The sequence below is a fragment of the Chlamydia ibidis 10-1398/6 genome (assembly GCF_000454725.1).
GTDB classification, from domain to species: Bacteria; Chlamydiota; Chlamydiia; order Chlamydiales; family Chlamydiaceae; genus Chlamydia; species Chlamydia ibidis.
Genome location: NZ_APJW01000003.1, coordinates 121,221 through 147,042, shown reverse-complemented (window position 1 = coordinate 147,042; position 25,822 = coordinate 121,221). Strand labels below are relative to the sequence as shown.

Genomic DNA, 25,822 nt, shown 5'->3' with positions numbered 1-25,822 from the left:
GGGCGCTTGTAGTTTCGGAATTTGTTTCATTTTTCCTGCGAATCTTCCTTCTTTTGTTCAAACTCTTTGATTTTTAAGTTAAGAGTATCGATAGTTTGCCGAGCTTGATCAAGCTCTAAACATTTTCCTGTCAATTCTGTTTGTAAAGATTGTAAGGTTTCTTGTAGGTATGCCCATTGTAGGGTTATTTCCTTTTTCTCTTCTTCACGCTTATGGTTGATTGTGTCAATAGATTGGGACAATTTTTCCAGCTGTATATTCGCAGACACCATTCTGATTTCTTGTTCCTCTACTACTTCATTCAATTGTAGGTTGATATGTTTTAGATAAGCATTGGTTTTTTCTAGCCAGCGAGCTCGGGCAAACCACTTTTCTTGTGCTGTTTCATGTAGTTTTGTCGTCTTTTTCAAAGTTTGGAGTTCATTTTCTTTACCAATCAGCTGTTGCTGACATTCTTTTTGCTGAGAGAGAATAGTTGATAATTGTGACTGTAGATTTGTATTTCCCTGGCCATTCTCGAGCATGGCAAGTTGGCAGGCTATCTTGGTTTTATATGCACCAAGATAGTAGGCAGTTAGTGTAAAAATGATGATGCTTAAAATAATGGAGCTCGCAAACAGCGCAATCAATGGGCTAGAAAGAACTTCGGAAAATCCTAAAAAAAAAAGTAAGTATTTGTAACGCCGAGATAATTCCACAGGCCAGGAGAGACAAAGAAAGAGGTGATGAATGCGCAATTATCGGAGATGTAGTGACGGATTCTAGAGGAGAGATTTTCATAAGATACCTAGACAATTTAGTAAGGAATGTAAAAGTCAAAAATACTTCTTGGTATGTTAGTGATTTAGAATATGCAGAGATTAGAGCAAATTTTTACATCTATTTGTGTGCCATTAGGGAACGAAAAGAGATCCCAAACTATATTTGGGAGGATATATTATCAGAAAAATAACAGCTTTGGGAATATTTTTGTAATATTCGATCCTCCTTCATGAAATGATAGTTTATATCATATATTGGTTTATGGATATTGCCTGCAAGTGTCTCTACTTTAAGGATAAAAGATCTTGTTGTTAACAGGGAATATACGCACAATACTTCAGGTATTTTGCATCATCTGGTATATCTATGACCCTTTCATCAATTACCTCTTCTGGAGCGCGTGTTGACAATGTAGTGTACTTTCCTTGTCTCAATCCTCCTTATATTTTCTTGCGCAGGATTGGTGTAATGATAAACATAGTTTTTGCAGGCGTGGCCATAGCGTCTACAGTAATGTTTGCATCTTCTATTCCTACAGCTTTAGTGTTAGTAATGAGTGGATTGATTATCTCTTCCATAACTTCTTTATTAATATCATTCCTACTCATTCATTACGCCGAGGAGAGTAAAAAGTTATGTGAGCAAGATAGCTTAGTGAAGAAAGAACTTTTATCTGAAATTAACACATTGAGATTGGATAATTCTTCTTTTAAGTCAGAGAACGTAAAATTACTGACTGATAATCAACACCTAGAAAAAAGACTTTCTGTTCTTATGGAGGAGTTAGAAGATGCCAGTAGCGAATTGGAAGAACTTATGCATAAGAGTACGAAAGATATACAGGCATATGAAAGTTACATCGAAGAAATAAGTGAAATGATTCTATCTTATAAGATTGATCTAGACCTAAGTAGTCGAGAAAAATCTAGGTTATCTAGAAAAGTACAAGCAATGCAAGAAGAAATCGATTTGTTGAGGCAACAAGTAGAGCAGAGTCGAGTTTCTCATAACTAGTTGGGGAGGTAAAACGGATCGGATTTATGGCCTACTCGTTTTTTGATATTTACGTAATCGGCAGTTTGTACAAAGTTTCCAGTTGGCAAGGTGCGTAATCAGCATAAGATACTGAATTTCAACCTAGAATATATTAAAATTTTTTCTATTATTCTTGCATAAAAGCACGACAAATTTTTAATATCTTTCAGTTTTTAGATACTGTTAGTGAGAAAGTTATGTTTTTGTCATGTTCTGCATGTTGTTCTACAAGTATTCAAGAAGGGAAAAAATCTAATGTTATTTTAGAATCGATAAGTTCAAAGGTGCGGCGTGTTGCTAATTTAATTGCATCAATAGTTTGCGTCGTAGTTTTAGCTGCAGGTATTTCTGGAATAGTTCTTTTTTCTGGGGTGGGTTGCCCATTATATACTTGTGCACTTGCAAGCGCAGTAATTGCTCTAGGTTTGTTGTTATCTTTGATAATTTCTAGATCCTTGCAAGCTATTGGTAATGCTTATTTATCTGCCATACATGGAAACATACAACGCGAGATTGCATCAATTTGTAGTGAAAATAAGCTCTTAGAGCTTGATCAACAGATAGCTGAATGCGAAGCAGAAATTACAGAGACACAACGGCAACTGGACATGGCTTTGCAGGAGTATCATCAATCATGTGATAAACATGCTGCCTTGGCAAAACAAAAGAAAGAAGCACGTGAGAAACTCCAAAAGGAGAGCCAGGAATATTTCACACAACGCAGCTTATTGAGTACAGTTACGGAAAAGATTCGTTTGCAAACACAGATAGAGTCAGAAGCACGTGTCACTGGTGTTTCGATAGATGTTGCAGCATGGGCACGTTTACAAACTGAGTTAGTCACTTGTCGTAATGCTCTAGAAGATAAAGCAGGAAAATATCAGGAAGCATTTTTGGAATTTAATTCTGTTGATACTAACCTTTCCAAAGAGGAAAATAGTATAAGTTTTCGAAATGTGTTGCCTGCTTACAAATTAGTCATTGATGCATTAAAGAAACAGATTTCTATTTATAAAGCTAAAATTCAATTTTTAGAGTTATATCTGTTAGAAATAAATACAAAATTAAAACAGATTGCCGAGAAGGAAATAGAGTTAAAAAAAGAAATTCAAGATTTACAAACACAAGGATCTTCTAATCAAGCTACTATTCTAGAGCTAACCGCTCAATTAGAAGCTTTACTTCTTTCTAAGAAGGATTTGGAAACGTCCCATGCAGCTACAATCCTCGAAATAGAAAAATCTCGTGATCATATAGCTGCTAAATTAAATGCAGATATTCAAAAGCTCAAAGAAGAGAAACAACGTCGTGTTCTTGAATGTAGAATTCTTAATTTAGAAGAAGAGAAGAAAGCCCTTGCGCAGACTCTTCAGGAACGTGCCAGTAAGATAGCACAATTAGAAAAGGAACTGGCAAATTCTAAGCAGTTAAGTTCTTCAGATAAAGCAGAACTAGAAGCGATAATTACTAGGTCGCAATCAGATTTTAACAAAGCAAGCTTGAAAATTAAGGATTTAACAAAAGAAGTACAAGTTGCTCGTAATCTGCATTATGAAATAGATATCTTGCGTCAACGAGTAAAAGAACTTGAAGAAATTCGGTTACTAGAAGAACAGTCTTATATGTCTGCTAAGAAAAAAGTAGAGGAGAATTTTGCAAGAAGATTAGATCTTGCCCGTTCGGCATTTCAGGCTGGTTTAGATGATCTAGGAAAGAAAGCTAAATTAGTCGAACAGACACAACAAAGTCAACAGGCTGAGTTAACTACAAAACTAACAGAGTTTCTAAAAGATGTTGAAAAACAGTCCAAGACAGCAGAATCTCGGATGGAAAAGAAGATCGACGAGAATAAGCAAGCTTATGAAAATATAGCTGCTAAGAATCAAGCTTTACAAAAAGAACTCTCTGATAAACTTGTTGCTGCTGAATCAAAAGCTAATGATCTACAGCAACAGGTGGATGAGGCTAGAAGAGAAAGCATGTTATTAAAGAATCAATTAGCAACTCAAACGGATATGGCCACACGTTCTAGCGCAGATAAGGTATCTTTAGAGCGTCAAATTCATTCTTCTGAACAAAGAAATGCCTCTATTCAAAAACAACTAGATGATGCTTCTCAAGAAGTAACCAAGTTGAAATTTACGCTATCTCTTTATGAAGACGTTCTCGGTAGCTTTGAATCTAAGTTGAAAAAACAAGCTGGTTCTGATTTAGAAAAGCTTGTAAAAGATAAAGAGAAATTAGAGGCTATTAAGCGAGGTACTTCGCATTATTCCAGAACCGATGTGTCTGGGTTCAGAAGTACTCTAGCCGAAGCAGAATTAGTACAAGCTAATAATGAGTTGGCATCATTGAAAGATCAGCTTAAACAATCACAAGAAGAGCTTGGCAAATTACAACTAGAGTTGCAGCAGAAAATAGAACAACTAGAGTTAGAATGTCAGAAGGATACAGCTACTATTCATTCTCAAGCTCAAGTAATCGAATCTCAAAGTAGACAGTTAGAAGCATTGAGCTTACAAATACAGCAAACTAGAGGATCTCTTGGAGCAATAGCAGCACAACCGTCTATTTTGGAAACCCCATCGTCTAGAGGCAGATTATTGGCTTTGTCTGAAGAAGAAGAATTAGAAACATCCTCTAAAGATAAAAAGTAAAAACAACTTATTTCTATCTTATAAGTTAAATGAAGGTTCCTTATTTTGCTTTCTGAAAATAAGGGACTTTTTATTTGCAATTAATATCTTTTTGGAAAGACCTATGAAATGTGAACCTACAGATAGTTTTAATAACGTTTTGAAATCTGCTGATGAACGCATAACCTCTATTGAGCAGATGAGAATTTCAGCCATAAGAATAACTACATATTTTTCTTATATGTTTTTAATAGTTGGTTGTCTTATGTTTTCTACTGGCCTTGCTTTCGTTATCATGTGGGCAGGAGCATTGGGGATTGTTTTATCGACGTTGGTTGTATCTTTAGTTTTGTGTAGTTCGATACTTTTGTTGAGTTTATCTTGTTCTTGCCTTCTTGGAAAGCTGGTTATTTCTAGAGTATAAATATATTAAGATAGGGATAAGGTGTATATTTATGAGGTGTGAGTCAGGGGTGAGATTGGATTCTCAAGCATCTGGAAGTCGTTCGGAACCTAATATTGAACAAGTTAAGAGTATGGCGACAACGTGCACAAAGATTTTCTCTGGATTATTTGGAGCTGCAGCAGCCCTCTCCCTACTTACAGGAGTTCTCAGTGTTATCTTTTTTAGTAGCCAGTTGGGGGTACTATTATCTATTCTGGTAATTTCCCTGGTTATCTTATCCACTATATTGTTAGTAAGTGCGTCTATATCTTGTTTCCTAGGCAAATTTTACGTAGATAGGTTAGACCTAAAATCTATAGATCGCCTTTCTAAGTCGGTTTAAGATTTTAGGTTTACGATAGCCCCTAATGTCTCCTGAGACTCTCTAAGAGAAGTCTCAGGGTCACCGTTATTGGCAGAGGGCTGTGATGTTGGTTCAACCAATTTTTGAATAGTTCGATCCAACGGATCTATACCTCTATGCATCATTTGGTATAATTGGGAGCATTTCTGTTTTTGCTTTTCTATTTGATTGGGATTAGCCAAAATATCTAATGCAGAAGCAACTTCATCAAAAGAAAAATCATTTTTTCCTCCTATAAACTCGGGGAAAATGACAGACTTAGTAATAATATTTGGTAAGGAATATGCAGGAATGAATATTTTAAAGATGTATTTAGCTAAGAGAATATCGAATGGTCGTAATAAACACGTTACTATTGTTGGTGTATAATTGAGAGCTGTTTCTAAAACAATAGTTCCGCATTTTGCCAACGCACAGTCACAGTCTTTCATAAGTTCGTAACGAAATTGTACCGGGACAATATTAGCCTGAAGGCACCCTTCTTTTGCTAATACATCTTGTATCATTTTATCAAATTTTGGGCTCGATGATGACACAAGAAGTTGGTGAGAATCTTTAAAACTAGAGGCGAGGAAAGCACGTACTTGTATTTCTAAGTTACGTACAATATCGCCTCGACGACTTCCTGGAAATGCAGCAATAATGGGAGATTCGGATATATTAAGTTCTTTTTTCCAGTTTTTACGATATTGATGGTTTTCAATAGCCTCTACCAAAGGGTGACCTACATATGAGGTTGGCAAAGACGAGGTAGAAAAAATATCTTTCTCGAAAGGTAAAATGAGCAGGAGTGCGTCAAGATATTTTTCTAAGAATTTTTTTCTCTGCGGACGCCAAGCCCAGATACTTGGACAAACATAGTGTATAATCTTCCCTTGATACCCTCGTTTTCTTAGTCCTTTGATTAAAAGAAAGTGAAAATCAGGGAAATCTATACAAATCACCATCTTCGGGTTTGTTTTTATAATTTCTTTCAGGAGAAATCTATATGCTCGAAAGAGTCTAAAAATAGAACCAAAGATTTCTAAGAATCCCGATACTTGAAACTCTTCCATAGGGATGACGGTCCTTAGTTTTTTTGCTCTCATTAAAGGACCACCCACTCCAAATATTTCCATATCGGGATATGAAGACGATAGGGTGTCTATGATGCGTTCTCCCAGGTTATCTCCGCTCGGTTCACCGCAAGACAAAAAGCATGAATGATTATGAGGAATACTCTTGTTTGCTTTCTTATAAACAATCCTTAGGTTTGCTAGTGGAGGTATAAGACCACAGCCATAACTGAGGACGTTAACAGGATCTCCTGTACGTAGAAAGTAGAGAAAGGAAAGAAAGGCTCCACAAAGGCCTACTTGCCAAAACAGTTGAGGTAGAGCAGAGCGATTATGTAGTTCTAGGTAACACCATTGAATAAAAAACCTTGATGAGTAGATACATAGGCCTGTGCATCCTAAGAGATGCCAGTAAATATTTGGTGGTGGCAAGGGGAGGTGGAAAAGATCTGGGGATGACATCCATGATGTTTCTGGGAAAAAATAGGCTACTAAAACAAATGGAAAAGTCGTCAGTAAAAGAGCAATTATGAGAGTTATAATTGTAGTCCTTAAAGATAAAGGACGCCTGGATCCCAAATTTAAGTTCCTGAAATAAATCACAACATTAGCTGTATGTAAAAGCGAAATCGGAAATTGGCTCTGTATAAATCCGTGAATCACCATCATGGAAGATCCTATGGAAGACAAAATCCAAAAGGCTTTGGGGACGTATCCTTGGTGGTGTTTTTGACTTATGAGCCATTGTACAGTAAAGGCTAAACCAAAAAAAACATTAGCAACTAGCCCTAAAGGATACAAGGATTGGACAAAACATGAAGAAAACATTCCCACTCGATTTTACTAAGACAATTCCTTATTACGCTGCTTGAGCTCTTCATAATGGCGCAACCAAGCTTTAGTGAGCTTATCCAACTTAGGGAAGACTTGGCTACGAATTTCTAACAAAGAAATAGCTTCTAAGAACCGTCCATGGTTTAGGAGACGACGATTAAAAAAATGTATCTTCTTTGTAGGCATTAGAGGAGTCAATCTATACTGCATTTGTAGGATGAGCACTGTAAGGATAAAGTTTTTTTTAGAGCAACTAGTAAATGAATCTGCAAAGAATTTCTCTAAAAAATCTTTGATGTATTCAAAAATCGATGTTATCGAAAGATTAGAGTGTTGGTGATATTTATACTGTACATTGAAGTTGAGTATTGGAAATAGAAGTACTGCCATCAACTGATGACGTTCATAAACACATTCTTTCTTTTGGATTTTCTTGTCTAGAGCCTCTAGACAAGAAAAAGTTTGCATTTCTAGGGTTTTATTTATTTTGAATGCCTTATCCATATAAGGGAATAGGATCTCCAATAACTCATGCTCTACAAGCAACTTAAAGAAGGGAGCAGCAACCCCAGAACTTAGCATTTTTATAAGCTCTTCAAATACTCGTGCTTTAGAACTTTTCGTGAGTTCATGACGGCATTCCTTCAAAGCTGTTAGAGTTTCCGTATCTACAGTGAAAGGAAACCGGGATAAAATTTTCAGCAAACGTAGCATACGTACGGGGTCTTGTTTAAACCTTACGTAGGGATCGCCAATTGTGCGTAAGTAACGGTTTTGTAGATCACTAATACCATCGGTGTAGTCTATAATTGCCTCTTCACTTGGATCATAAAAGAGCCCATTAATCGTAAAGTCACGACGTAAAACGTCCTCTTCAGGAGTTCCCCATAGATTGTCCTTAGTAATCAGAACATCTTCTTCGATACCCCCAGAGCGGAATGTGGAGACCTCGATAATTTGATTGGTAAAACGAATATGAGCTAAACGGAACCGTTTGCCAACTAATATGCAGTTCTTAAAGGCAGCTTTGATCTCCTCGGGCTTCGCAGAAGTAGATATGTCAAAATCTTTGGGCGTAATATTTAAAATGAGATCCCTAATACAACCGCCGACAATATATGCTATGTGCCCAGCTTTCTTTAAAGTCTTGACTACTGCAAGTGCGTTGGGGGAGAAATCTTTTAGTCGGATGTTGTGGTCAGTGGCAGAATAAACTTTTGGAATGGGAGCAGATTGAGACGTTTTTTTAAACAATTCTATGCCTTTGCAGAAGAGAGTTTTGTTTTCACAGACCATGTATTATAGACAACAAAAGTTAAAAAGTCTTGGAAGAAAAAGTACTTCCTAAACGAAGGATTAGTTTTGAGAGATTTTTTACCATAACAAAAAAAATTAAGTTTTCAAGGACAAAAGTTCTATCCTTCATGAATTACTTCGCTACCACCAGTTCTGTAATTAATTCGGTATTTCTATAGTTTTGAAAAATATGGCCGGAGGTTTGAATGTCTTCCTTCCTTGATGAGAATGTCTACTCCATGTCTGTAGTTGAGATAGAGTGATTTAAGTTCGTCTTATTGTTAATATATGTATTAATAAGGATTTTTGGGAGTTATGTTTCAAGATATTTTTTTTGTGTAGTAAAAAAATTCTAGATATCAATTTCCTGTATAAAAAATATGAGACAACCTGTGTATAGTTTTTATATAACCCGTGGTTTGTGTTTTAGGCGGTTAAGGATGTTGTATCTTTATTAGGTGGATTGATGACGCGTGAAGTAAGAAAGCTATTCGGTACAGATGGAATTCGGGGAAAAGCTAATTATGAACCTATGACAGTTGAAACATCGGTTTTGCTAGGTAAAGCTGTTGCTGGAGTCCTAATAGAAAACCGTCCCGGTAAGCATAGGGTTGTTGTTGGTAAGGATACTCGGTTATCTGGGTATATGTTTGAGAATGCCCTTATTGCAGGACTAAATTCCATGGGTATAGAGACCCTAGTTCTGGGGCCTCTACCTACTCCTGGAGTCGCCTTTATTACTCGAGCTTATCGTGCAGACGCAGGGATTATGATTTCAGCGTCACATAATCCTTATTGGGATAATGGGATTAAAATTTTTTCTTCTTCGGGATTTAAGGTTTGTGACGCCATAGAAAGACGTATTGAAGAAATGGTTTCTAGTAAGAATTTCGGAGATCTTCCCGATAACTATTCTATTGGGAAAAATAAGCGTGTGATTGATGCCATGGGACGTTATATAGAATGTGCTAAAGCAACTTTTCCCAAGGGCAGAACATTAAAGGGATTGAAGATCGTGCTAGATTGCGCTAATGGAGCAGCCTATAAAGTGGCGCCGTCTGTGTTTGAAGAACTTGATGCAGAAGTAATTTGCTATAGTTGTGAGCCCATGGGGAACAATATAAACGATAACTGTGGAGCTCTTTTCCCTTCGGTGATTCAGAAAGCTGTTATTGAACATGGAGCTGATGTTGGTATTGCCTTGGATGGTGATGGTGATCGTTTGATTATGGTAGATGAAAAAGGGCATATAGTCGACGGAGATATGATCCTAGGAATATGTGCTAATGATCTTCAAAAACGAGGCCAGTTAAGTGGAAATCTTGTTGTTGCTACAGTGATGACAAATTTTGGGGTTTTGAAATATTTTGAGACATTAGGTATCGAAGTTCTGCTTTCACCTGTTGGGGATCGTCATGTTTTGCAGAAGATGCTAGAACACAAGGCCAATCTTGGAGGGGAACAAAGTGGGCATATGATTTTCTTAGATTACAATACTACAGGTGATGGCATTGTTTCTGCTTTACAAGTCCTTAGAATCATGATAGAGAGTGCTTCTACTTTGTCAGATCTTACCGCACCTATCGTGAAAAGCCCGCAAACTCTCATTAATGTTTCTGTGGGTAAGAAGGTCCCTTTAGATACACTACCCATAGTTCAGGAAACTTTAAGAGATGTCCGGTCTTCCCTGGGGGATTCTGGTAGAGTTTTGCTAAGATATTCTGGAACAGAAAATATATGCAGGGTTATGGTGGAGGGTTTGAAGAAACATCAGGTAGATAGTTTAGCTAGGATAATAGCTGATGTAATCGATGCAGAGTTGGGCGTTGCAGATTAAAAGGATAATCTATGTGCGGAATTTTTGGTTATTTGGGTGCTAGACTATCTGTACCCCTAGTATTAGAGGGTCTATCTAAGTTAGAATATCGTGGTTATGATTCCTCAGGTTTAGCTACGGTCCTTGAAAATGGAATAATGGTAAAAAAAACCATTGGAGGAGTTGACAAGCTAGTACAGCACATAAAATCTGATACTTTCGTTTCGTTTAATGCCATAGGCCATACTCGATGGGCTACTCATGGTGTGCCTACGGAAAAAAATGCTCACCCTCACATAGACCAGAACCATACTTGTGCCGTCGTACATAATGGAATAATAGAGAATTTTAAAGTTTTAAAAGCAAATCTTCTCTCGGTAGGAGTAGAGTTCTCTTCGGATACAGACTCTGAAATTATTGTACAACTGTTTGCCGCTCGTTATCAGGAAACTGGGGATATAGTGCAAAGTTTTTCCTGGACTTTAGCACAACTACAGGGCAGTTTTGCATGTGCTCTGATTCATAAGGATTATCCTGACCTTTTGCTTTGTGCCTCTCAAGAAAGCCCTCTTTTAATAGGCGCTGGTGAGGGAGAGCATTTCATTTCTTCGGATTCTCGTGCTTTTTTGAAATATACAAAAAATGTGCAAGCTTTAGCTTCGGGAGAATTGGCAGTTTTACGATTAGGTAAAGAAATAGAGGCTTATAATTTTTCGCTAAAACGTATCCACAAAGAGATACGACATGTCATTTACCATGATGATTTTTCTGACAAACAGGGCTATAGCTACTATATGTTGAAAGAAATTCATGAACAACCTGACGTGCTTGAGCGTCTCTTAAAAAAATACGTGTCTAGTTCCGGAAAATTAAAACCTAGTTTTCTTGAAGGGTTTATTTTAGACGATTTCGATGCTATTTCTATTGTAGCTTGTGGTTCTTCATATCATGCTGGATTCTTGGCAAAGTATCTTATAGAGTCAATGGTATCTATCCCTGTTCATGTAGAAATTGCCTCAGAGTTTCGTTATCGTCAGCCGTATATTGGGACAAAAACATTAGCAATCCTAATTAGTCAGTCTGGAGAAACTGCGGATACTCTAGCTGCGTTAAAAGAATTTCGTTCCAGGAATGTTTCTAGGGTTTTAGGCATCTGCAATGTAGAAGAGTCTGCTTTAGCCTCGCGTGTTGATTATTGTCTATTTTTAGAAGCTGGTATTGAAGTCGGAGTTGCCTCTACTAAAGCATTTACTGCCCAGTTATTGCTTCTTAAATTATTAGCACTGAAATTAGCCTCAGATCGTTCTACTTTGAACGAAGATAAGCTACTCGCATATGGTAAAGGGCTTTTAGAGTTGCCAAACTTATGCCAAAAAATTCTGGATAATCATGATCTAAATATGCTTGCTGACAGCTATTTTTTAGAAGATAAGTTTATCTTTTTAGGTCGACGTTTAATGTATCCTGTTTGTTTGGAATCGGCTCTGAAGCTAAAGGAAATAGCTTACGTCGAGGCTAACGCTTATCCTGGAGGAGAAATGAAACACGGACCTCTGGCTTTAATCAGTGATGGGAGTTTAGTAGTTGCTTTTTGTGGAGACTTAGCTGTCTATGAAAAAATGATCGGGTGTGTTATCGAAGTAAAAACACGTAATGCTCACGTTATTGCAATTGCACCAGAGACGTGTTCTGATATATCCGCGGTTTCTGATAAACAGATTTTTATCCCTGAGTGTCATCCTATGGCAACACCAATCTTATACACAATAGTAGGCCAAATAATGGCCTATACTATTGCCTTAAAACGGGGAGAGACGATAGATTGTCCTAGGAATCTTGCAAAGTCGGTAACCGTAGAGTAGCCTATAATCTTATTATACTGGTTATTACACGTGTTATCGTTTTTTATTTCGATTAAATTATTTGGAATAAATCATCTTCTTTAGTTAGATTGACCTCAAGGCTTGGGTGTGTGGTGTCCCTTGTTGCTTAAACAGTATTTTTGCAATAGTTGAGCAATCCTAAGAGTGGTTAAGAGTATCTTGATAAGACCTGAGTCTCCCACTTTTAGAAGCCTCTTTTTGCTTTAATAGTGCAACTTTCGGTTATTTGTTTTCTGTACAAGTTTCCTTTCCTTAAAAATTATGCAATGGTTTGCTTATGTCTAACTCTAACAAAGTCTTTGGAGGAGCGCTGCTCGTTGCTGGGACAGCGATTGGTGCTGGGGTATTAGCGGTTCCCGTACTAACTGCAGTCGGTGGGTTTATACCTACTCTAATCCTCTATTTGATTTCATGGTTATTTTCTATAGCATCTGGTTTTTGTTTTTTAGAAGTTATGACATGGTTCAAAGATAGGCAGCAAATAAATATGTTGTCTATGGCTCGGTATACACTGGGAGATGTATGCAAAGTCCTCATTTCATTGCTCTATCTTTTTCTATTTTATTCTTTACTTGTTGCGTACTTTTGTGAAGGGGGTAATATCTTATTCCGGATTTTTGGCCCTAATGTTCATTGGATAAGAAATTTGTCCCCGTTATCTTTTGCTGTAATCATTTGCCCCATACTAATGTTGAAAACAAGAGTGATTGATTATAGTAATAGGGTGTGTGTCTTAGGAATGGGATTAGCATTCCTGTGTTTTTGTATAATGGGCTTTACACGTATAGACGTTTGTCTCCTTTCTCGATCTTCTTGGATGTCATCCATAGACGGGCTACCTATCCTGTTCCTTTCTTTTGGTTTTCAAAACGTTGTGCCCACTCTTTATTACTACATGGATAAGAAAGTCGCTGACGTGAAGAAAGCAATTGTACTAGGAAGTGTTACTGCTCTTATTTTCTATATAGTGTGGGAAATTATTGTGCTGGGGACCGTACCTTTATCTTATCTCATAGAGGCAAATTCTCTAGGTTATACGGCAGTAGGCGCATTGAAAAATACTTTGCAAAATCCCCTAGTGTATCTAGCTGGCGAATTCTTTGGATTTTTTGCTCTTGTTTCATCATTTATAGGAGTTGCTTTGGGGATGATGGACTTTTTAGCAGATGCTTTTGGATGGTGTAAGCGTAAGCATAAGTTTTCTATTTTCTTTCTTGCAATTATCATTCCTCTTGCGTGGTCGATGTGTTATCCCGAGATAGTGGTTAAATGTTTAAATTACGCTGGTGGTATCGGAGTAGCGTTAATTACGGGAATTTTTCCAGTAATTATGATTTGGAAAGGAAGATATTCTAAAAAACATTACAATGCAAAACACCTGGTTCCGGGTGGAAAGGTAGTTTTATTATTTATGTTTATAATAGCATTAACTAATATTGTTACTCTTTGTTTTTAGGTTTATTTTAATTAAAACAGTGGATTGAGGAAAAGGGTATGGGATTGTATGAGCGAGATTATATAAAAGACTCTCAGCTACCGGGAACATTTACTTCTAGAGTATATGGTTGGATGACTGCGGGGCTTAGCGTTACTGCTTTAGTATCCATATATCTTTATTATTCTGGTTTGTATAAATTTCTTGGTGCTTTTTGGATGCTGTATTTGTTAGGAAATATGGGAATCTCTTTGTTCATACGAACAAAATTCCATACTTTATCCACTCATACAACCATGGGCTTGTTTATTGCCTATTCCGTTCTGGAAGGGTTGTTTTTTGGTACTTTGATACCTTCCTATATCCAATTTGCAGGAGGAGGGGTAGTGTGGGCAGCATTTATAGGTGCTGCTGTAACTTTTGGTATAGCGTCACTCTATGGAGCTTTCACTAAACATGATTTAACAGCCGTTCGTAATATTTTATGGGCTGGTTTATCTGGTTTTTTAGTTTTGAGTTTAGTGTTTGTAGTGCTTTCCCTGTTTATGCAGCTGCCGTTTGTTTATTTAGGCATTAGTTATATTGGTTTAGCCCTATTTTTGGGTTTATCTGTTGTCGATGCTCAAGAAATTCGTAAAATGGCAAGGAGTGTAGGTAACGACTCGGTGATAAGCTATAAGCTCTCACTTATTATGGCATTGAGAATGTACTGCAATGTCACAGCTATTTTCATATATCTGTTATCTATTTTCTCTTCTTCAGCCAGACGTGATTAGTAGATGCTAATTTTGGGAGAAAAGCTTCTGTAGGAATTTCTCAATATCAAAATCTTGAAGATCCTCAACTGATTCCCCGTTACCTAAGAATTTAGTAGGGATCTTCAGTTCTTTAGCAATTCGAAATAGAGTGCCGCCTTTCGCTGACCCATCAACTTTTGTAAGTATGAGACCACTTACAGGTACGACATTATTAAACACACGTACCTGTTCTACAGCGTTGCCCCCCAATGTGGCATCGAGGGTCATAAGAGTTTCTTGAGGACTACCTGGATGCGATTTATTGCAAACGGATACAATCTTTGACAGTTCTTTCAGTAAATTAGTATGAGTATGTAAGCGACCGGAAGTATCAATAATTACATGATCATAATTACGCGCAATGGCTGCCTGAATGCCATCATAAGCGATAGCAGCAGCATCTCCTCCGGGTTTGCCAGAAACGAAACCACAATCCAATTGTTCCGCCCAATACCGCATTTGATCCATCCCTGCAGAACGGAATGTATCAGTGGCCACGATCATGACTTTTTTGGATTTCAATTGGTAGTAGTGTGCTAATTTTGCAACAGTAGTTGTTTTTCCTGAGCCATTGGTTCCTAATATTAAAGTAACATAAGGAGGAGATGTTTCCGGAAGGGAGCCTGTTATTTCAGGTAAGCCAGAAAGAGTTTCACGCAGCAATTCAGAAATCAAGATGCGAAGAGAGGACTCATCAGGATTACGAGACTTACGTAACCTTGAACACAACTCCTCAGTCAAGTTAGAGCCAAAATCAGCTTCGTAAAATAAACCCTCTGCGAATTCCAGCAGATCAACAGAAACACTTCTTCTAAATAAAGACTGTATTTTACTGCTAAAAAATTTAAACACTGCGGAAACAAAGTTAGTTGAAGTAAAAACAAGGATACAAGATAAGAAGGAAAATGCAAAGGCTTATTTATGCATCTTCATGAATACCAAGCTAAAGATCTCTTAGCATCTTATGATATTCCTGTTCCTCCTTATCGTGTGATTTCTTCACTATCTGAAGTAGGAAGTGCTATGCAGGAGTTGGGTATAGATTCTGCTGTTGTTAAAGTACAAGTACATGCCGGTGGTAGGGGAAAGAGTGGAGGAGTTATTATTGCAAAATCTATCTTGGAGGTAGAAAAAGCTGTTGATAAATTATTAAACATGCGTTTTGTAAGTGTCCAAACTTCTGGTTCGTCATTGCCAGTAGATAAAGTATTGCTGACTCCTTTGATTGATATCTTTTCTGAATACTATGTTGCAGTAATTATAGATAGGAAACACTGTTGTCCAGCAATTATGCTTTCTAAAGCAGGGGGAATGGATATTGAAGAAGTTGCTAAACAGTCCCCAGAACAAATACTAACTATTCCCGTTACCGCTTTTGGACACATATACAGTTACCAGTTGCGACATATTGTGAAGTTTATGGAATGGGAGGGGAGTTTAGCTCAACAAGGCATACAGATTTTAAAGAAATTAGTTTCCTGTTTCTATCAGAACGATATGTCATTATTGGAGATTAATCCCTTAATTCTTACACAATCTCAGCAATTAGTAGTGCTTGATGCTAAAGTTACCCTTGATGATAACGCTTTATATCGTCATCCAGATCTCGCAACTCTCTATGATCCTGCACAAGAAAATGTTCGCGATGTGCTAGCCAAGCAGATAGGGCTTTCATATATCGCGTTGGAGGGTAATATTGGTTGTCTAGTCAATGGAGCGGGCTTAGCTATGAGTACTTTAGATATTTTGAAACTACACGGGGGATCTGCTGCTAATTTTCTTGATGTGGGGGGAAGTGCTTCCGAAAAACAGATTGCAGAGGCAGTTTCCCTAGTTCTATCTGATAATAGTGTTAAGGTGCTTTTTATTAATATATTTGGGGGAATTATGGACTGTTCTGTAGTTGCTTCTGGTTTAGTTTCGGTTGTTGCAGAAAAAGATGAACCAATTCCTACAGTTATTCGTTTAGAAGGTACTAATGTGGAATTAGGTAAAGAGATTATAGAGAGTTCAGGAGTCCCCTGCTATTTTACAGAGTCTATAGACGAAGGAGCACGTTTAGCTGTTGAACTTAGCAGACAAATTTAGAGAGATTCAATGTTTCGGTTACTAAGTAAAAGTCTTCCTATTATTACCCAGGGTATTACCGGGAAATCAGGATCATTCCATACAGAGCAGTGTCTTACTTATGGATCCAATTTTGTCGGGGGCGTTACTCCAGGTAAAGGGGGATCAGAATATTTAGGGTTGCCTGTTTATGATTCTGTTCTAGAAGCTAAAAAAGATACAGAATGTCGTGCAACAATGATTTTTGTGCCCCCAGCTTATGCTGCAGAAGCTATCATAGAAGCAGAAGATGCAGGTATAGAGCTTATAGTTTGCATAACAGAGGGTATCCCAGTTAGGGATATGCTGGAAGTGTCACGTATTATGAAACATAGTAGGTCACACCTTATTGGCCCTAATTGCCCTGGAATCATTAAGCCGGGTGTATGCAAAATAGGAATTATGCCAGGCTATATTCATTTGCCAGGAAATGTAGGGGTAGTCTCTCGATCCGGCACCCTAACTTATGAAGCAGTTTGGCAATTAACTCAAAGGGGTATTGGCCAAAGTATTTGTGTAGGTATTGGAGGAGACTCTTTGAATGGCACTTCGTTTATAGATGCTTTTGAGTCTTTTGAAAGAGATCCAGATACAGAATTAATTCTGTTAATAGGAGAAATTGGAGGGACTGCTGAGGAAGAGGCCGCTAGTTGGATTAAGCAACACTCCACTAAACCTGTTGTTGCTTTCATAGCTGGAACTACAGCTCCGAAAGGAAAACGTATGGGCCATGCTGGAGCTATTATTTCTGGGAATTCTGGAGATGCTAAAAGTAAGCAAATCGCTTTAAAAGACGCGGGAGTATATGTTGTAACGTCTCCAGCATTGATTGGTGAAAGCGTAGAAAAAACTCTTAGAGAAAGATAAGGATATTGTTCTAGTATCTTCAGGTAATATCTTCTTAAAGCTTAGAACTTCTTTATTCTGCAGGTTCAGTTTATTTATTAGGGGAACGTTGATTTCGAGATAGAGGGTAAGAGAAAAAGTTTGGTAGTAATATCTTACTGAAATATAATTGACCTTTCGTAGTTCTGTTCGAGAGTGGACTTTACTCATCTTACGCCAATATATGGATTGTGGTAAAGACTCTGGAGAGCCCCGTTTAAGGAAAAGGTGTTATGAAGAAGCCCATAAGTCTTTTATTATCCGTAGCGGTTTTTTTTAGTGTTTCTTTGAGTTCTTCTTATGGATTTTCGTCTCCTAAAAAAGAAAATCGGGTTGCCGATTTGCCTCAAGAAGTGCTGTTAAAAGAGATTTCTGGTGGATTTTCTAAGGTCGCTGAGCAGGCTACTCCGGGTGTAGTCTATATCGAAAGTTTCCCTAAAACAAGCCGTTCTATAAATCCTGGCTCTCCAGGGAAGAAAGGTCCCTATGACAATCCTTTTGATTATTTCAATGACGAGTTTTTCAATCGTTTTTTTGGATTGCCTTCCCCGAAAGAGAGACCGCAATCTAAGGAAGCCGTTAGGGGGACAGGTTTTATTGTCTCTTCGGATGGTTATGTTGTTACTAATCACCATGTTGTTGAAGATGCGGGTAAGATTCATGTTACCTTGCATGACGGGAAGAAGTATACGGCTAAGGTGATAGGTCTTGATCCTAAGACAGATCTTGCTGTTATTAAAATTAACGCTGATAACTTGCCCTATCTCAGCTTTGGTAATTCCGATAAGCTTAAAGTAGGAGATTGGGCGATTGCTATTGGTAATCCTTTTGGATTACAAGCAACAGTAACTGTAGGTGTAATTAGTGCAAAGGGAAGGAACCAATTGCATATTGCTGATTTTGAAGACTTTATTCAGACAGATGCAGCAATTAATCCGGGGAATTCTGGAGGACCGTTACTCAACATTGATGGTAAAGTGATAGGAGTAAATACTGCGATTGTTAGTGGTAGCGGTGGCTACATTGGCATAGGTTTCGCTATTCCTAGTCTTATGGCTAAGCGTATTATTGATCAGTTAATTACTGATGGACAAGTGACTAGAGGGTTTTTAGGCGTTACATTGCAACCTATTGATGCTGAGTTGGCATCTTGTTATAAGCTTGGCAAGGTATATGGTGCTCTTGTAACAGATGTAGTGAAGGGGTCTCCTGCTGACAAGGCTGGTTTGAAGCAAGAGGATGTCATTATTGCTTATAATGGTAAGGAAGTGGATTCTTTAAGTGCTTTCCGTAATGCCATTTCTTTGATGAGTCCCGATACGCGTGTCTTACTTAAAGTAGTACGTGAAGGTAAGGTTATAGAGATTCCTGTTGTGGTTTCTCAAGCTCCCAAAGATGACGGTATGTCCGCTTTACAGCGTGTGGGAATTCGTGTTCAGAATTTAAATTCTGAGTCAGCTAAAAAACTGGGCTTAGCTCCTGATACAAAAGGAGTCCTCATTGTCTCTGTTGATCCCGGATCGGCAGCCGCATCTTCAGGCATAGCCCCGGGACAAATTATTCTCGCTGTGAATCGTCAAAGGGTATCTTCCATAGAAGAGCTCAACACCGTTCTTAAGGACAACAAGCAAGAAAGTATTCTTCTTATGGTGTCCCAAGGGGAAGTTATTCGTTTTGTCGCCCTTAAGCCTGAAGATTAAATAAGCTGGAATCATAAGACTCCAGCTTCTACTGTTTTGCCAGCTTGTCTAGGATCAAATAAACTGAAAGAAAACCCTTTCTCATTTGATCAATGGAAAAATTCTCTTCGGCTGCGTGTATGTTATCAGTCAAATATGAAGTTCCGCAAATGATTGGCTCTGCTTGAGAAGCTTCCCTCAATAAAGTGGCGATTGGAATTGTTCCTTCCATGAATGCTTCGTGACAAGAAATGCCATACAATTCGGAGTAAACTTCTCTTAGAATATTAGCAATTGGTAGATTACCAGAACTTCTCCATCCTGGGTTTCCTTGACAGAATTCATAAGATAGCTGTACTTGCTTTGGCGTATGCTGTATTAAGTGTTCAGTAATCGCTTTGGTAATTTTTTCCGGATTTTGATTGGGGACAAGGCGACAAGATAGAAAGGCAGTAGCTTGACAAGGTATAACAGTTTTAAACCCAGGCCCAGTATATCCTCCTGAAATTCCGTTGATCTCTATAGTTGGATAGATGGTAGATGCTTCTTTAGGAGTCTTAGCCGGTGGATATAATACAGGAGCAAATCCCCAAGTATGATCGGTGTAATTTTGGTTAGTGATTTTATAATTCTCAGGTAGACTTACATCATCATAGAAATGGTTTACTGAGATCTCGTTGTTTTCATTGTGAAAAGAGGCAAGTAGTTCAACCAAAGCTCGATTGACATTATAGGCTATCCCTCCAAACGTGCCAGAATGCATGTCAGACTCGCCTTCTTTTAAAGTAATTTTCAATGTGAGAAGGCCACGGGCTCCTATGCTAATACTTGGGCATTGTGCTGAAGTAAATCCGCCATCTACAATCAGAACATAATCTGATCTGAGCACTGGGTTTTTATCTTCAATGAAATAGCGTAGAGCTTCGCTTCCACTTTCTTCCTCTCCTTCAATAATCCATGTAATGTTTACTGGAAAGCCTCCTCTAGACTGATAATAATATTGTAAAGCTTTCCATGTGTAAAAACATTGCCCCTTGTTGTCAGAAACACCTCGTGCAAATAATTTACCATCTTTTTCTCGTAAACTGAAGGGATCATCTTCCCAACCATCTTCTAAATTAGCAGGCTGTACATCGTAATGATTATATATTAGTAATGTTGGTGACGATGGGTTTTTGTTTTTATATTGTGCGAATATTATCGGAGGATGATTAGGTTTTTCCCATAATTCTATAGAGAAAATAGTTTTTAGTTTTTCTATGAGGAATAAAGCACATAGATTGCAGTCTTTTAAGTTTTCAGGATTTGCAGATATAGATGGAAAGTTAATGAAATCTGAGAATTCTTGTAGAAATGAGTTTAATTCTTTATCAAAGTGACTTAACTTTGGCATAGCTTTAATGAAATTTGGTTTAAATATCAGTTTAGTTTATCGAAATTTTTATTCTGAGAAGTAACAGGTCTTGTGAACCAATCTCTATTTTCGTTTGGTTATAGTCTCCTCTGTAATCTAGGATCTTAAGTTGGCATATATTACCCATAACTTCTATTAAAAGTTTGGAAGTTTATAGCTTATTCATCTTGTTGGTTTACTTGTAATGTTTTGCTTCTGTCGTAAATAAAATAGAAATCAGGTAAAAGATTATCCTAAAGCTCGCCCTTGCTGGTATAGATATGTCGATGTAATCTTGCATTGCTGATTGGGGTTTGAAGCTTTTGAATTGTGATACATTGTTTTATTCTGAATGAGTGAAGGTTGGTATCGTTAGTCAGGTTAGGTAGCTGCAGTAAAATGGAGACTATCTAGTATGATCGCATTAGAAAATTAGGCAGAGTATGAAAGCTGGGGATACTTATAGAAATTTCATTATCAAGTCGTCTCAAGATTTACCCGAGATAGAGAGTAAACTTTTGGAAGCAGAACATAAACCTTCTGGCGCTTCTATTATGATGATTGTTAATGATGATGATGAAAATGTTTTTAATATATGTTTTCGTACATGTCCTCAGACATCTAACGGAGTTGCTCATGTTTTGGAGCACATGGTGCTATGTGGATCAGAGAACTATCCGATTAGGGACCCCTTTTTCTCAATGACACGTCGTAGTCTTAATACATTTATGAATGCTTTTACTGGAGCTGATTTCACTTGCTACCCAGCTTCTTCTCAGATTCCTGAGGATTTTTATAATCTTCTTAGCGTCTATATAGATGCTGTTTTTCATCCTTTGTTGACCGAAAGTAGTTTTTTACAGGAAGGATGGAGATATGAATTTAATTCAGAAGGTCAACTTACTTATACCGGTATTGTTTTTAATGAGATGAAAGGAGCCATGATGTCTGGAGAAGCGCGATTACACGAAGCGCTGAATTCAGCTCTTTTCCCCTCTGTAACCTATGGAGTGAATTCCGGTGGAGACCCTAGAGAAATTACTACATTAACTCAAGAAACTATAAAAAATTTTCACCAAAATCAGTATACTCTTAGTCGTTGTCTGTTTTACTTTTATGGTAATATAAAGCCCTCGCGTCATCTAGATTTTTTAGAAGAAAAGCTATTACGTCATATTAAGTCAGAAAAACAATCTGTTTCTGTCCCTTTACAAAAACGATTTAAAGATCCTGTACGCAATATTTTAAAATATCCTTGCGATAGTTGCGATGAAGATAAGGTGCTCTTTGGTTTATCTTGGCTAACATGTTCTATACTGGAACAACAGGATTTACTGGCTCTTCATGTATTAGAACTTGTTCTCATGGGGACAGATGCTGCTCCTCTAAAATCTCGCTTGTTAAAATCAGGTTTATGCAAACAAGCAGATATGAGTATTGATAGTGAAATTCGAGAGATCCCTGTAACTCTTATTTGTAAAGGATGCTCCCATAATAGTGCACAAAAACTGGAGTCATTAATTTTTGCTTGCTTAGAGGAAATCCTTAGAGAGGGTATTCCCTATAATCTTATAGAAGGTGCTTTACATCAGCTAGAACTTTCTAGGAAAGAGATTACGGGATACTCTTTGCCGTATGGTTTAAGTTTGTTTTTCCGTTCAGGATTACTTAAACAGCATGGTGGGCATGCTGCGGATGGCTTGCGTATACATACCTTATTTGCGGATTTAAGAGGAAAATTACGACAGCCGGAATATCTTGAAAAATTGATTAAAAAATATTTCTTAGATAATCCACATTTCGCCCGTGTTATACTTTTACCTGATACTGATTTGATCAACTTAGAAAATCAGGAAGAGAAAATGCTTCTTGAGAGAATTCAAGGCAAGTTAACTGAAGAGAATAGACAAGAGATTATCCATACAGCTAAATTACTTGAAGCTTATCAGAATCAAAGTGAGGATTTGGATAAAATCTTACCGAATTTTTCTTTGGATAAGGTCCCATCATCAGGCAAAGAATTTAATTTAATTAAGCAAAGTTTTGGCAATGGTGAAGTGTTCTATCATGACTGTTTCACGAATGACTTGCTATTTGCAGATCTCGTTATGGATCTTCCTCCTCTATCTCCGGAAGAGCTTCCTTGGTTACGTTTGTTAGTATTTTTAATGTTACAGCTAGGTTGTGGAGGAAGGAATTATAGAGATAATTTAGAGTTTCTCCTAGAACATACAGGTGGAATGGATGTCTCTTATGAATTTTCTCCTCATGCCAATAATTACAATATTTTATCTCCTTCCGTGTCAATTAGGGGAAAATCTTTATCAGCTAAGTCTTCTAAATTATTCCAGATGATTGGAGATGTTCTTACTAGCATAGACTTCACCGATATTTCTAGAATAAAAGAGTTACTAATTCAACATAGTGAAGCATTAACTAATAGTGTTCGCAATAGTCCTATGGGTTATGCAATTAGTATAGCATGTTTGGGTAAGTCAATATCTTCTTCTATGTCTTATTTAGCTTCTGGATTGTCTTACGTAGAATACATTCGTGATCTGACTAACCATTTTGACAGTCGGGTAGATGAAATCGTCAATAAATTAGAAACACTTTATCAGAAATGTTTCTTTGGTAAGCGTCAACTTGTTATCAGTGGCAGCGCTGCAAACTATCAGCATCTTGCTCAGGATAATTTCTACGGGGTGCTAGACAGTGCAGTTAAGTCAGTGGCTCCTTGGGTGAATCCAGACTCTAATACGTCAGGAATGTCGCAGGGATTGATTATTCCTGCTCGTGCTGCATTTAATGCATTAGCTTTCCCTATCGGTCATCTATCCTATGATGATCCCTGTGCTGCTGCTTTAACTGTGGCTGCTGAAATTCTAGATAATGTGATTTTGCACAAAAAAATTCGTGAACACGGAGGGGCATATGGTTCAGGAGCATCTCTTAACTTAGGTAGGGGAAGCTTCTATTGTTATAGCTATCGTGATCCGGAAATTCATGAAAGTTATCTCGCTTTTCTGCAAGGAATTAAAGAAATTTCTGAAGGACGATTTACACAAGAGGACATTCATGAAGGTGTACTTGGAGTTATTCAAAACTTAGATTCTCCTATTGCTCCAGGAGCTCGAGCATCTACTGGGTACTATAGGCTTAAATGTGGCCGTATACCTTCTGTCCGACAAGCTTTTCGAAGGTCTGTGCTTAACATTAACAAAGATCAGATAGTAGATTCTGTACGAAAATATTTTGAAGAGGCTGTTATTCAAAAAGCTACTTTTGTAACATTTGCCGGGGAAGAAATGTTCCGTAATAACCCTTCTGAATTTATTGACCGTTTCCCAGTTCGTCCTGCTTTATAGTTGTAGGTTATAGTAGATTGTCTTCACTACTGTTTGTAGGCCAAGCGTCTGCAAAGTCTTCTACTGGAATATTAGGCAATCTGCTGATCTCATCTCGAGATACGTCTAGGGTTTCTAGTTTACGAATAGTAGGAAGAACCCTGCTGTTTATACTGGATAGCATGCTATTGTAGCTTTTTGCTGCATCGTGAAGATGCTTCCCAGTTTTTTGCATATGCTCCCATACTTTTTGTAGACGCTTATGTAGTTCTTTACCCAGATCAGAAATTTTTTGAATTTGCTTCCCTAAATTTTCTTGCTGCCAAATATGTGCAAGTGTTTTTAACAGAGCTAATAAGGTTAGGGGACCCGAAAGAATTACATTAGATGAGGATGCGAAATCTACAAGATGAGGATCGAGATTAATGGCATCCTTGTAAATGTTCTCTCCAGGAATAAAAAGGATAACAAATTCAGGAGCATTATCATATTTTTCCCAATATGCTTTTGATTTGAGAGAACGAATATGTTCTTTTAATTTTTTTACTAGGTCATTTTTATCTAAAGATTGAGAAAAATAACTTTCAGATAAAGGAGCTTTGGAATCAATGATTAAACATCTTTCTTTTGGGAGGCGAACAATCACATCTGCTCGGGCTGGGCTATCATCACCACTGGTCTGTGTTTCATAATCGCAATATTTCAGCATTCCAGAAAGCTCTAATATACGCTCGAGTTGTATTTCTCCCCAGCGGCCTCGAGAACCAGGATTTTTTAATATGTTAGTTAGTGTTTGCGTTTCTTTTTCTAGTTGTTTTTCAACACTAAGTAAGTGAGTTAGCTGTTGTTTTAAAGTTCCACGATCTTCTGCATTCTGAGTTTCGAAGATTTCAAGTTGTCGTTTAAAGTTGGTTAATGTTGTTTGTACTGGAGAAAGTATAGATTCAATATGCTGAGATTTTTCTGAAAAGAAATTTTGAGATTCTTCCTTCATCTCCTTGATTAGAGCTTGTGAAGATACAGCTAAACGATTACTGAAATCTTCTATAAGTTGCTCCTGACCTCGAGATAGCTCCAAAGATTGTCTAAGAAGCTCGTTGTCATGGATACTTTTCTGCAAGGATTCTTGGTATCTAAAGCATCTCTTCCTGTAATAAAAGGAAGTAAAAAAACCTCCTAAAAGGAAACTTATAATGCCAACGAAGATGATTGGGAAAGATATCATGGTAATTTTTTTATTCTATTTTTGCGATGAGTGATTGCAAAGATAGGGAAGACGATGAAAACGTACAACCATGAAGCTAAAAAAAACACTTCGGTAAAGTGGTCCACGAGTCCTAGGAAAAACAAGCACGCAACTAAACCGATCGAAACAACCAAAAGAAAAGAAGAAACTCTAAAACGAAAATTTTTTAAACTAGGAAATTTCCAAGGGGAAATCATCAAGCTGCCGATAAAAAGTAAACCTAAGGATAAAAGAATAACTCTAACCTCTATCGGCAATATTGTTGAAAAATCAGAAGCCAGTAATAGCGCCAGTGAAACTACGGCCGCTGCTCCAGAAGGAATAGGCAATCCGATGAAACAAGTCGATCGTGAGGCGTCACTTGGATCTTTAGAGAATAAGTTGTATCGTACTAAACGTAACACTCCGCATAGAGAATAGATGATCGATGCTACGAGAAGAAGAGAGGAGAGGAATCCCCCTCCGTATACGCCGTCTAAACTTTTGATGACGATCAATGGAGGCGCGATGCCAAATGTCACTGCATCAGACAATGAATCAAAATGAGCTCCGAAAGCACTCTCTGCTTTCATGATTCGTGCAACTGCTCCATCTGAAAAATCAGCAATCATTGCGCTAATCAGAAGTAAAGACAAGCCTTGTAAACGATGCAAAAGCTCAATGGAAGAGTTTGTTTTAAGTACGCTCTTAAAAATAATAAACAAACCACAACACAAACCAAATGCAGTGATAGCATTGGGTGTTACAACACGACGTTTCCCTCGGAATTCCGTTTCTGATCCTGTCATATTTATGCCGAAGTTGTTTG

General features: G+C 37.6%; 19 protein-coding genes. 12 read left to right on the top strand and 7 right to left on the bottom strand.

Features of this window, described 5'->3' with window-relative positions:
* Positions 1 to 26 precede the first annotated feature (26 nt).
* Positions 27 to 698: a hypothetical protein gene (locus H359_RS04155; protein ID WP_021119602.1), complete on the bottom strand. Its 672-nt coding sequence runs from the start codon at positions 696 to 698 to the stop codon at positions 27 to 29.
* A 430-nt stretch (positions 699 to 1,128) separates the two neighbouring features.
* Here H359_RS04155 and H359_RS04145 point away from each other — a divergent pair, with 430 nt between their 5' ends.
* The 4 genes from H359_RS04145 (at position 1,129) to H359_RS04130 (ending at position 5,221) form a co-directional block, all read left to right on the top strand.
* Positions 1,129 to 1,776, top strand: a complete 648-nt coding sequence (locus H359_RS04145; RefSeq protein ID WP_020370503.1) for a hypothetical protein — start codon at positions 1,129 to 1,131, stop codon at positions 1,774 to 1,776.
* Positions 1,777 to 1,994: 218 nt separating this feature from the next.
* On the top strand, positions 1,995 to 4,454 hold the full coding sequence (locus H359_RS04140) for a coiled-coil domain-containing protein (RefSeq protein WP_020370502.1): 2,460 nt from the start codon (positions 1,995 to 1,997) through the stop codon (positions 4,452 to 4,454).
* 103 nt (positions 4,455 to 4,557) lie between these two features.
* Entirely contained in the window at positions 4,558 to 4,857 is a 300-nt protein-coding gene (locus tag H359_RS04135; protein WP_035392192.1) for a hypothetical protein, read from the top strand.
* Between the two features lie 31 nt (positions 4,858 to 4,888).
* On the top strand, positions 4,889 to 5,221 hold the full coding sequence (locus H359_RS04130) for a hypothetical protein (protein WP_020370499.1): 333 nt from the start codon (positions 4,889 to 4,891) through the stop codon (positions 5,219 to 5,221).
* Here the strand turns inward: H359_RS04130 and H359_RS04125 are convergent.
* Together H359_RS04125 and pcnB are read right to left on the bottom strand one after the other, a co-directional pair.
* Positions 5,218 to 7,125 carry a lipid-A-disaccharide synthase N-terminal domain-containing protein gene (locus H359_RS04125; RefSeq protein WP_020370498.1) on the bottom strand — a complete coding sequence of 636 codons (1,908 nt, stop codon included), beginning with the start codon at positions 7,123 to 7,125 and terminating at the stop codon, positions 5,218 to 5,220. The genes H359_RS04130 and H359_RS04125 overlap by 4 nt on opposite strands.
* 15 nt (positions 7,126 to 7,140) lie before the next feature.
* Positions 7,141 to 8,427, bottom strand: coding sequence for a polynucleotide adenylyltransferase PcnB (gene pcnB / locus H359_RS04120; RefSeq protein WP_021119631.1), 1,287 nt, complete (start codon positions 8,425 to 8,427; stop codon positions 7,141 to 7,143).
* A 466-nt stretch (positions 8,428 to 8,893) separates the two neighbouring features.
* Here pcnB and glmM point away from each other — a divergent pair, with 466 nt between their 5' ends.
* The 4 genes from glmM (at position 8,894) to H359_RS04100 (ending at position 14,337) form a co-directional block, all read left to right on the top strand.
* Positions 8,894 to 10,264 (top strand): phosphoglucosamine mutase, encoded by a 1,371-nt coding sequence (gene glmM / locus H359_RS04115; protein WP_020370496.1) that lies wholly within the window; start codon positions 8,894 to 8,896, stop codon positions 10,262 to 10,264.
* A gap of 11 nt (positions 10,265 to 10,275) precedes the next feature.
* Positions 10,276 to 12,105, top strand: coding sequence for a glutamine--fructose-6-phosphate transaminase (isomerizing) (gene glmS / locus H359_RS04110; protein WP_020370495.1), 1,830 nt, complete (start codon positions 10,276 to 10,278; stop codon positions 12,103 to 12,105).
* Positions 12,106 to 12,403: 298 nt separating this feature from the next.
* Entirely contained in the window at positions 12,404 to 13,582 is a 1,179-nt protein-coding gene (locus H359_RS04105) for an aromatic amino acid transport family protein (protein WP_020370494.1), read from the top strand.
* Between the two features lie 38 nt (positions 13,583 to 13,620).
* Positions 13,621 to 14,337, top strand: a complete 717-nt coding sequence (locus tag H359_RS04100; RefSeq protein WP_020370493.1) for a Bax inhibitor-1/YccA family protein — start codon at positions 13,621 to 13,623, stop codon at positions 14,335 to 14,337.
* Positions 14,338 to 14,343: 6 nt separating this feature from the next.
* Here the strand turns inward: H359_RS04100 and ftsY are convergent, their stop codons facing one another.
* The gene (gene ftsY, locus H359_RS04095; RefSeq protein ID WP_020370492.1) at positions 14,344 to 15,210 is read right to left on the bottom strand and encodes a signal recognition particle-docking protein FtsY; all 867 of its coding nucleotides are present in this window, start codon (positions 15,208 to 15,210) and stop codon (positions 14,344 to 14,346) included.
* A 69-nt stretch (positions 15,211 to 15,279) separates the two neighbouring features.
* Here ftsY and sucC point away from each other — a divergent pair, with 69 nt between their 5' ends.
* From sucC to htrA, 3 genes are all read left to right on the top strand, one after another.
* Positions 15,280 to 16,446: an ADP-forming succinate--CoA ligase subunit beta gene (gene sucC / locus H359_RS04090; RefSeq protein WP_020370491.1), complete on the top strand. Its 1,167-nt coding sequence runs from the start codon at positions 15,280 to 15,282 to the stop codon at positions 16,444 to 16,446.
* Between the two features lie 9 nt (positions 16,447 to 16,455).
* Entirely contained in the window at positions 16,456 to 17,331 is an 876-nt protein-coding gene (gene sucD, locus H359_RS04085; protein WP_020370490.1) for a succinate--CoA ligase subunit alpha, read from the top strand.
* 251 nt (positions 17,332 to 17,582) lie between these two features.
* Positions 17,583 to 19,049, top strand: a complete 1,467-nt coding sequence (gene htrA, locus H359_RS04080; protein ID WP_020370489.1) for a serine protease HtrA — start codon at positions 17,583 to 17,585, stop codon at positions 19,047 to 19,049.
* 28 nt (positions 19,050 to 19,077) lie between these two features.
* On the opposite strand, the gene H359_RS04075 is transcribed toward htrA, so the two are convergent.
* The gene (locus H359_RS04075; RefSeq protein WP_020370488.1) at positions 19,078 to 20,421 is read right to left on the bottom strand and encodes a M20/M25/M40 family metallo-hydrolase; all 1,344 of its coding nucleotides are present in this window, start codon (positions 20,419 to 20,421) and stop codon (positions 19,078 to 19,080) included.
* A gap of 443 nt (positions 20,422 to 20,864) precedes the next feature.
* Between H359_RS04075 and H359_RS04070 the strand changes: the two genes are divergently transcribed.
* A complete protein-coding gene (locus H359_RS04070; protein ID WP_020370487.1) occupies positions 20,865 to 23,789 on the top strand; it encodes an insulinase family protein in 2,925 nt (974 codons plus the stop codon).
* A 7-nt stretch (positions 23,790 to 23,796) separates the two neighbouring features.
* On the opposite strand, the gene H359_RS04065 is transcribed toward H359_RS04070, so the two are convergent.
* Both H359_RS04065 and H359_RS04060 read right to left on the bottom strand, forming a co-directional pair.
* Positions 23,797 to 24,993 (bottom strand): DNA recombination protein RmuC, encoded by a 1,197-nt coding sequence (locus tag H359_RS04065; protein WP_020370486.1) that lies wholly within the window; start codon positions 24,991 to 24,993, stop codon positions 23,797 to 23,799.
* Positions 24,990 to 25,802 (bottom strand): CDP-alcohol phosphatidyltransferase family protein, encoded by an 813-nt coding sequence (locus H359_RS04060; protein ID WP_020370485.1) that lies wholly within the window; start codon positions 25,800 to 25,802, stop codon positions 24,990 to 24,992. Before H359_RS04060 ends, H359_RS04065 begins: the two co-directional genes overlap by 4 nt.
* Between the last annotated feature and the right edge of the window lie 20 nt (positions 25,803 to 25,822).

Bases quoted from the DNA above. Each gene is read 5' to 3' on its own strand.
- H359_RS04145 (WP_020370503.1), top strand. From the start codon at position 1,129: ATGACCCTTTCATCAATTACCTCTTCTGGAGCGCGTGTTGACAATGTA.
- H359_RS04140 (WP_020370502.1), top strand. From the start codon at position 1,995: ATGTTTTTGTCATGTTCTGCATGTTGTTCTACAAGTATTCAAGAAGGG.
- H359_RS04135 (WP_035392192.1), top strand. From the start codon at position 4,558: ATGAAATGTGAACCTACAGATAGTTTTAATAACGTTTTGAAATCTGCT.
- H359_RS04130 (WP_020370499.1), top strand. From the start codon at position 4,889: ATGAGGTGTGAGTCAGGGGTGAGATTGGATTCTCAAGCATCTGGAAGT.
- H359_RS04125 (WP_020370498.1), bottom strand. From the start codon at position 7,125: ATGTTTTCTTCATGTTTTGTCCAATCCTTGTATCCTTTAGGGCTAGTT.
- pcnB (WP_021119631.1), bottom strand. From the start codon at position 8,427: ATGGTCTGTGAAAACAAAACTCTCTTCTGCAAAGGCATAGAATTGTTT.
- glmM (WP_020370496.1), top strand. From the start codon at position 8,894: ATGACGCGTGAAGTAAGAAAGCTATTCGGTACAGATGGAATTCGGGGA.
- glmS (WP_020370495.1), top strand. From the start codon at position 10,276: ATGTGCGGAATTTTTGGTTATTTGGGTGCTAGACTATCTGTACCCCTA.
- H359_RS04105 (WP_020370494.1), top strand. From the start codon at position 12,404: ATGTCTAACTCTAACAAAGTCTTTGGAGGAGCGCTGCTCGTTGCTGGG.
- H359_RS04100 (WP_020370493.1), top strand. From the start codon at position 13,621: ATGGGATTGTATGAGCGAGATTATATAAAAGACTCTCAGCTACCGGGA.
- sucC (WP_020370491.1), top strand. From the start codon at position 15,280: ATGCATCTTCATGAATACCAAGCTAAAGATCTCTTAGCATCTTATGAT.
- sucD (WP_020370490.1), top strand. From the start codon at position 16,456: ATGTTTCGGTTACTAAGTAAAAGTCTTCCTATTATTACCCAGGGTATT.
- htrA (WP_020370489.1), top strand. From the start codon at position 17,583: ATGAAGAAGCCCATAAGTCTTTTATTATCCGTAGCGGTTTTTTTTAGT.
- H359_RS04075 (WP_020370488.1), bottom strand. From the start codon at position 20,421: ATGCCAAAGTTAAGTCACTTTGATAAAGAATTAAACTCATTTCTACAA.
- H359_RS04070 (WP_020370487.1), top strand. From the start codon at position 20,865: ATGAAAGCTGGGGATACTTATAGAAATTTCATTATCAAGTCGTCTCAA.
- H359_RS04065 (WP_020370486.1), bottom strand. From the start codon at position 24,993: ATGATATCTTTCCCAATCATCTTCGTTGGCATTATAAGTTTCCTTTTA.
- H359_RS04060 (WP_020370485.1), bottom strand. From the start codon at position 25,802: ATGACAGGATCAGAAACGGAATTCCGAGGGAAACGTCGTGTTGTAACA.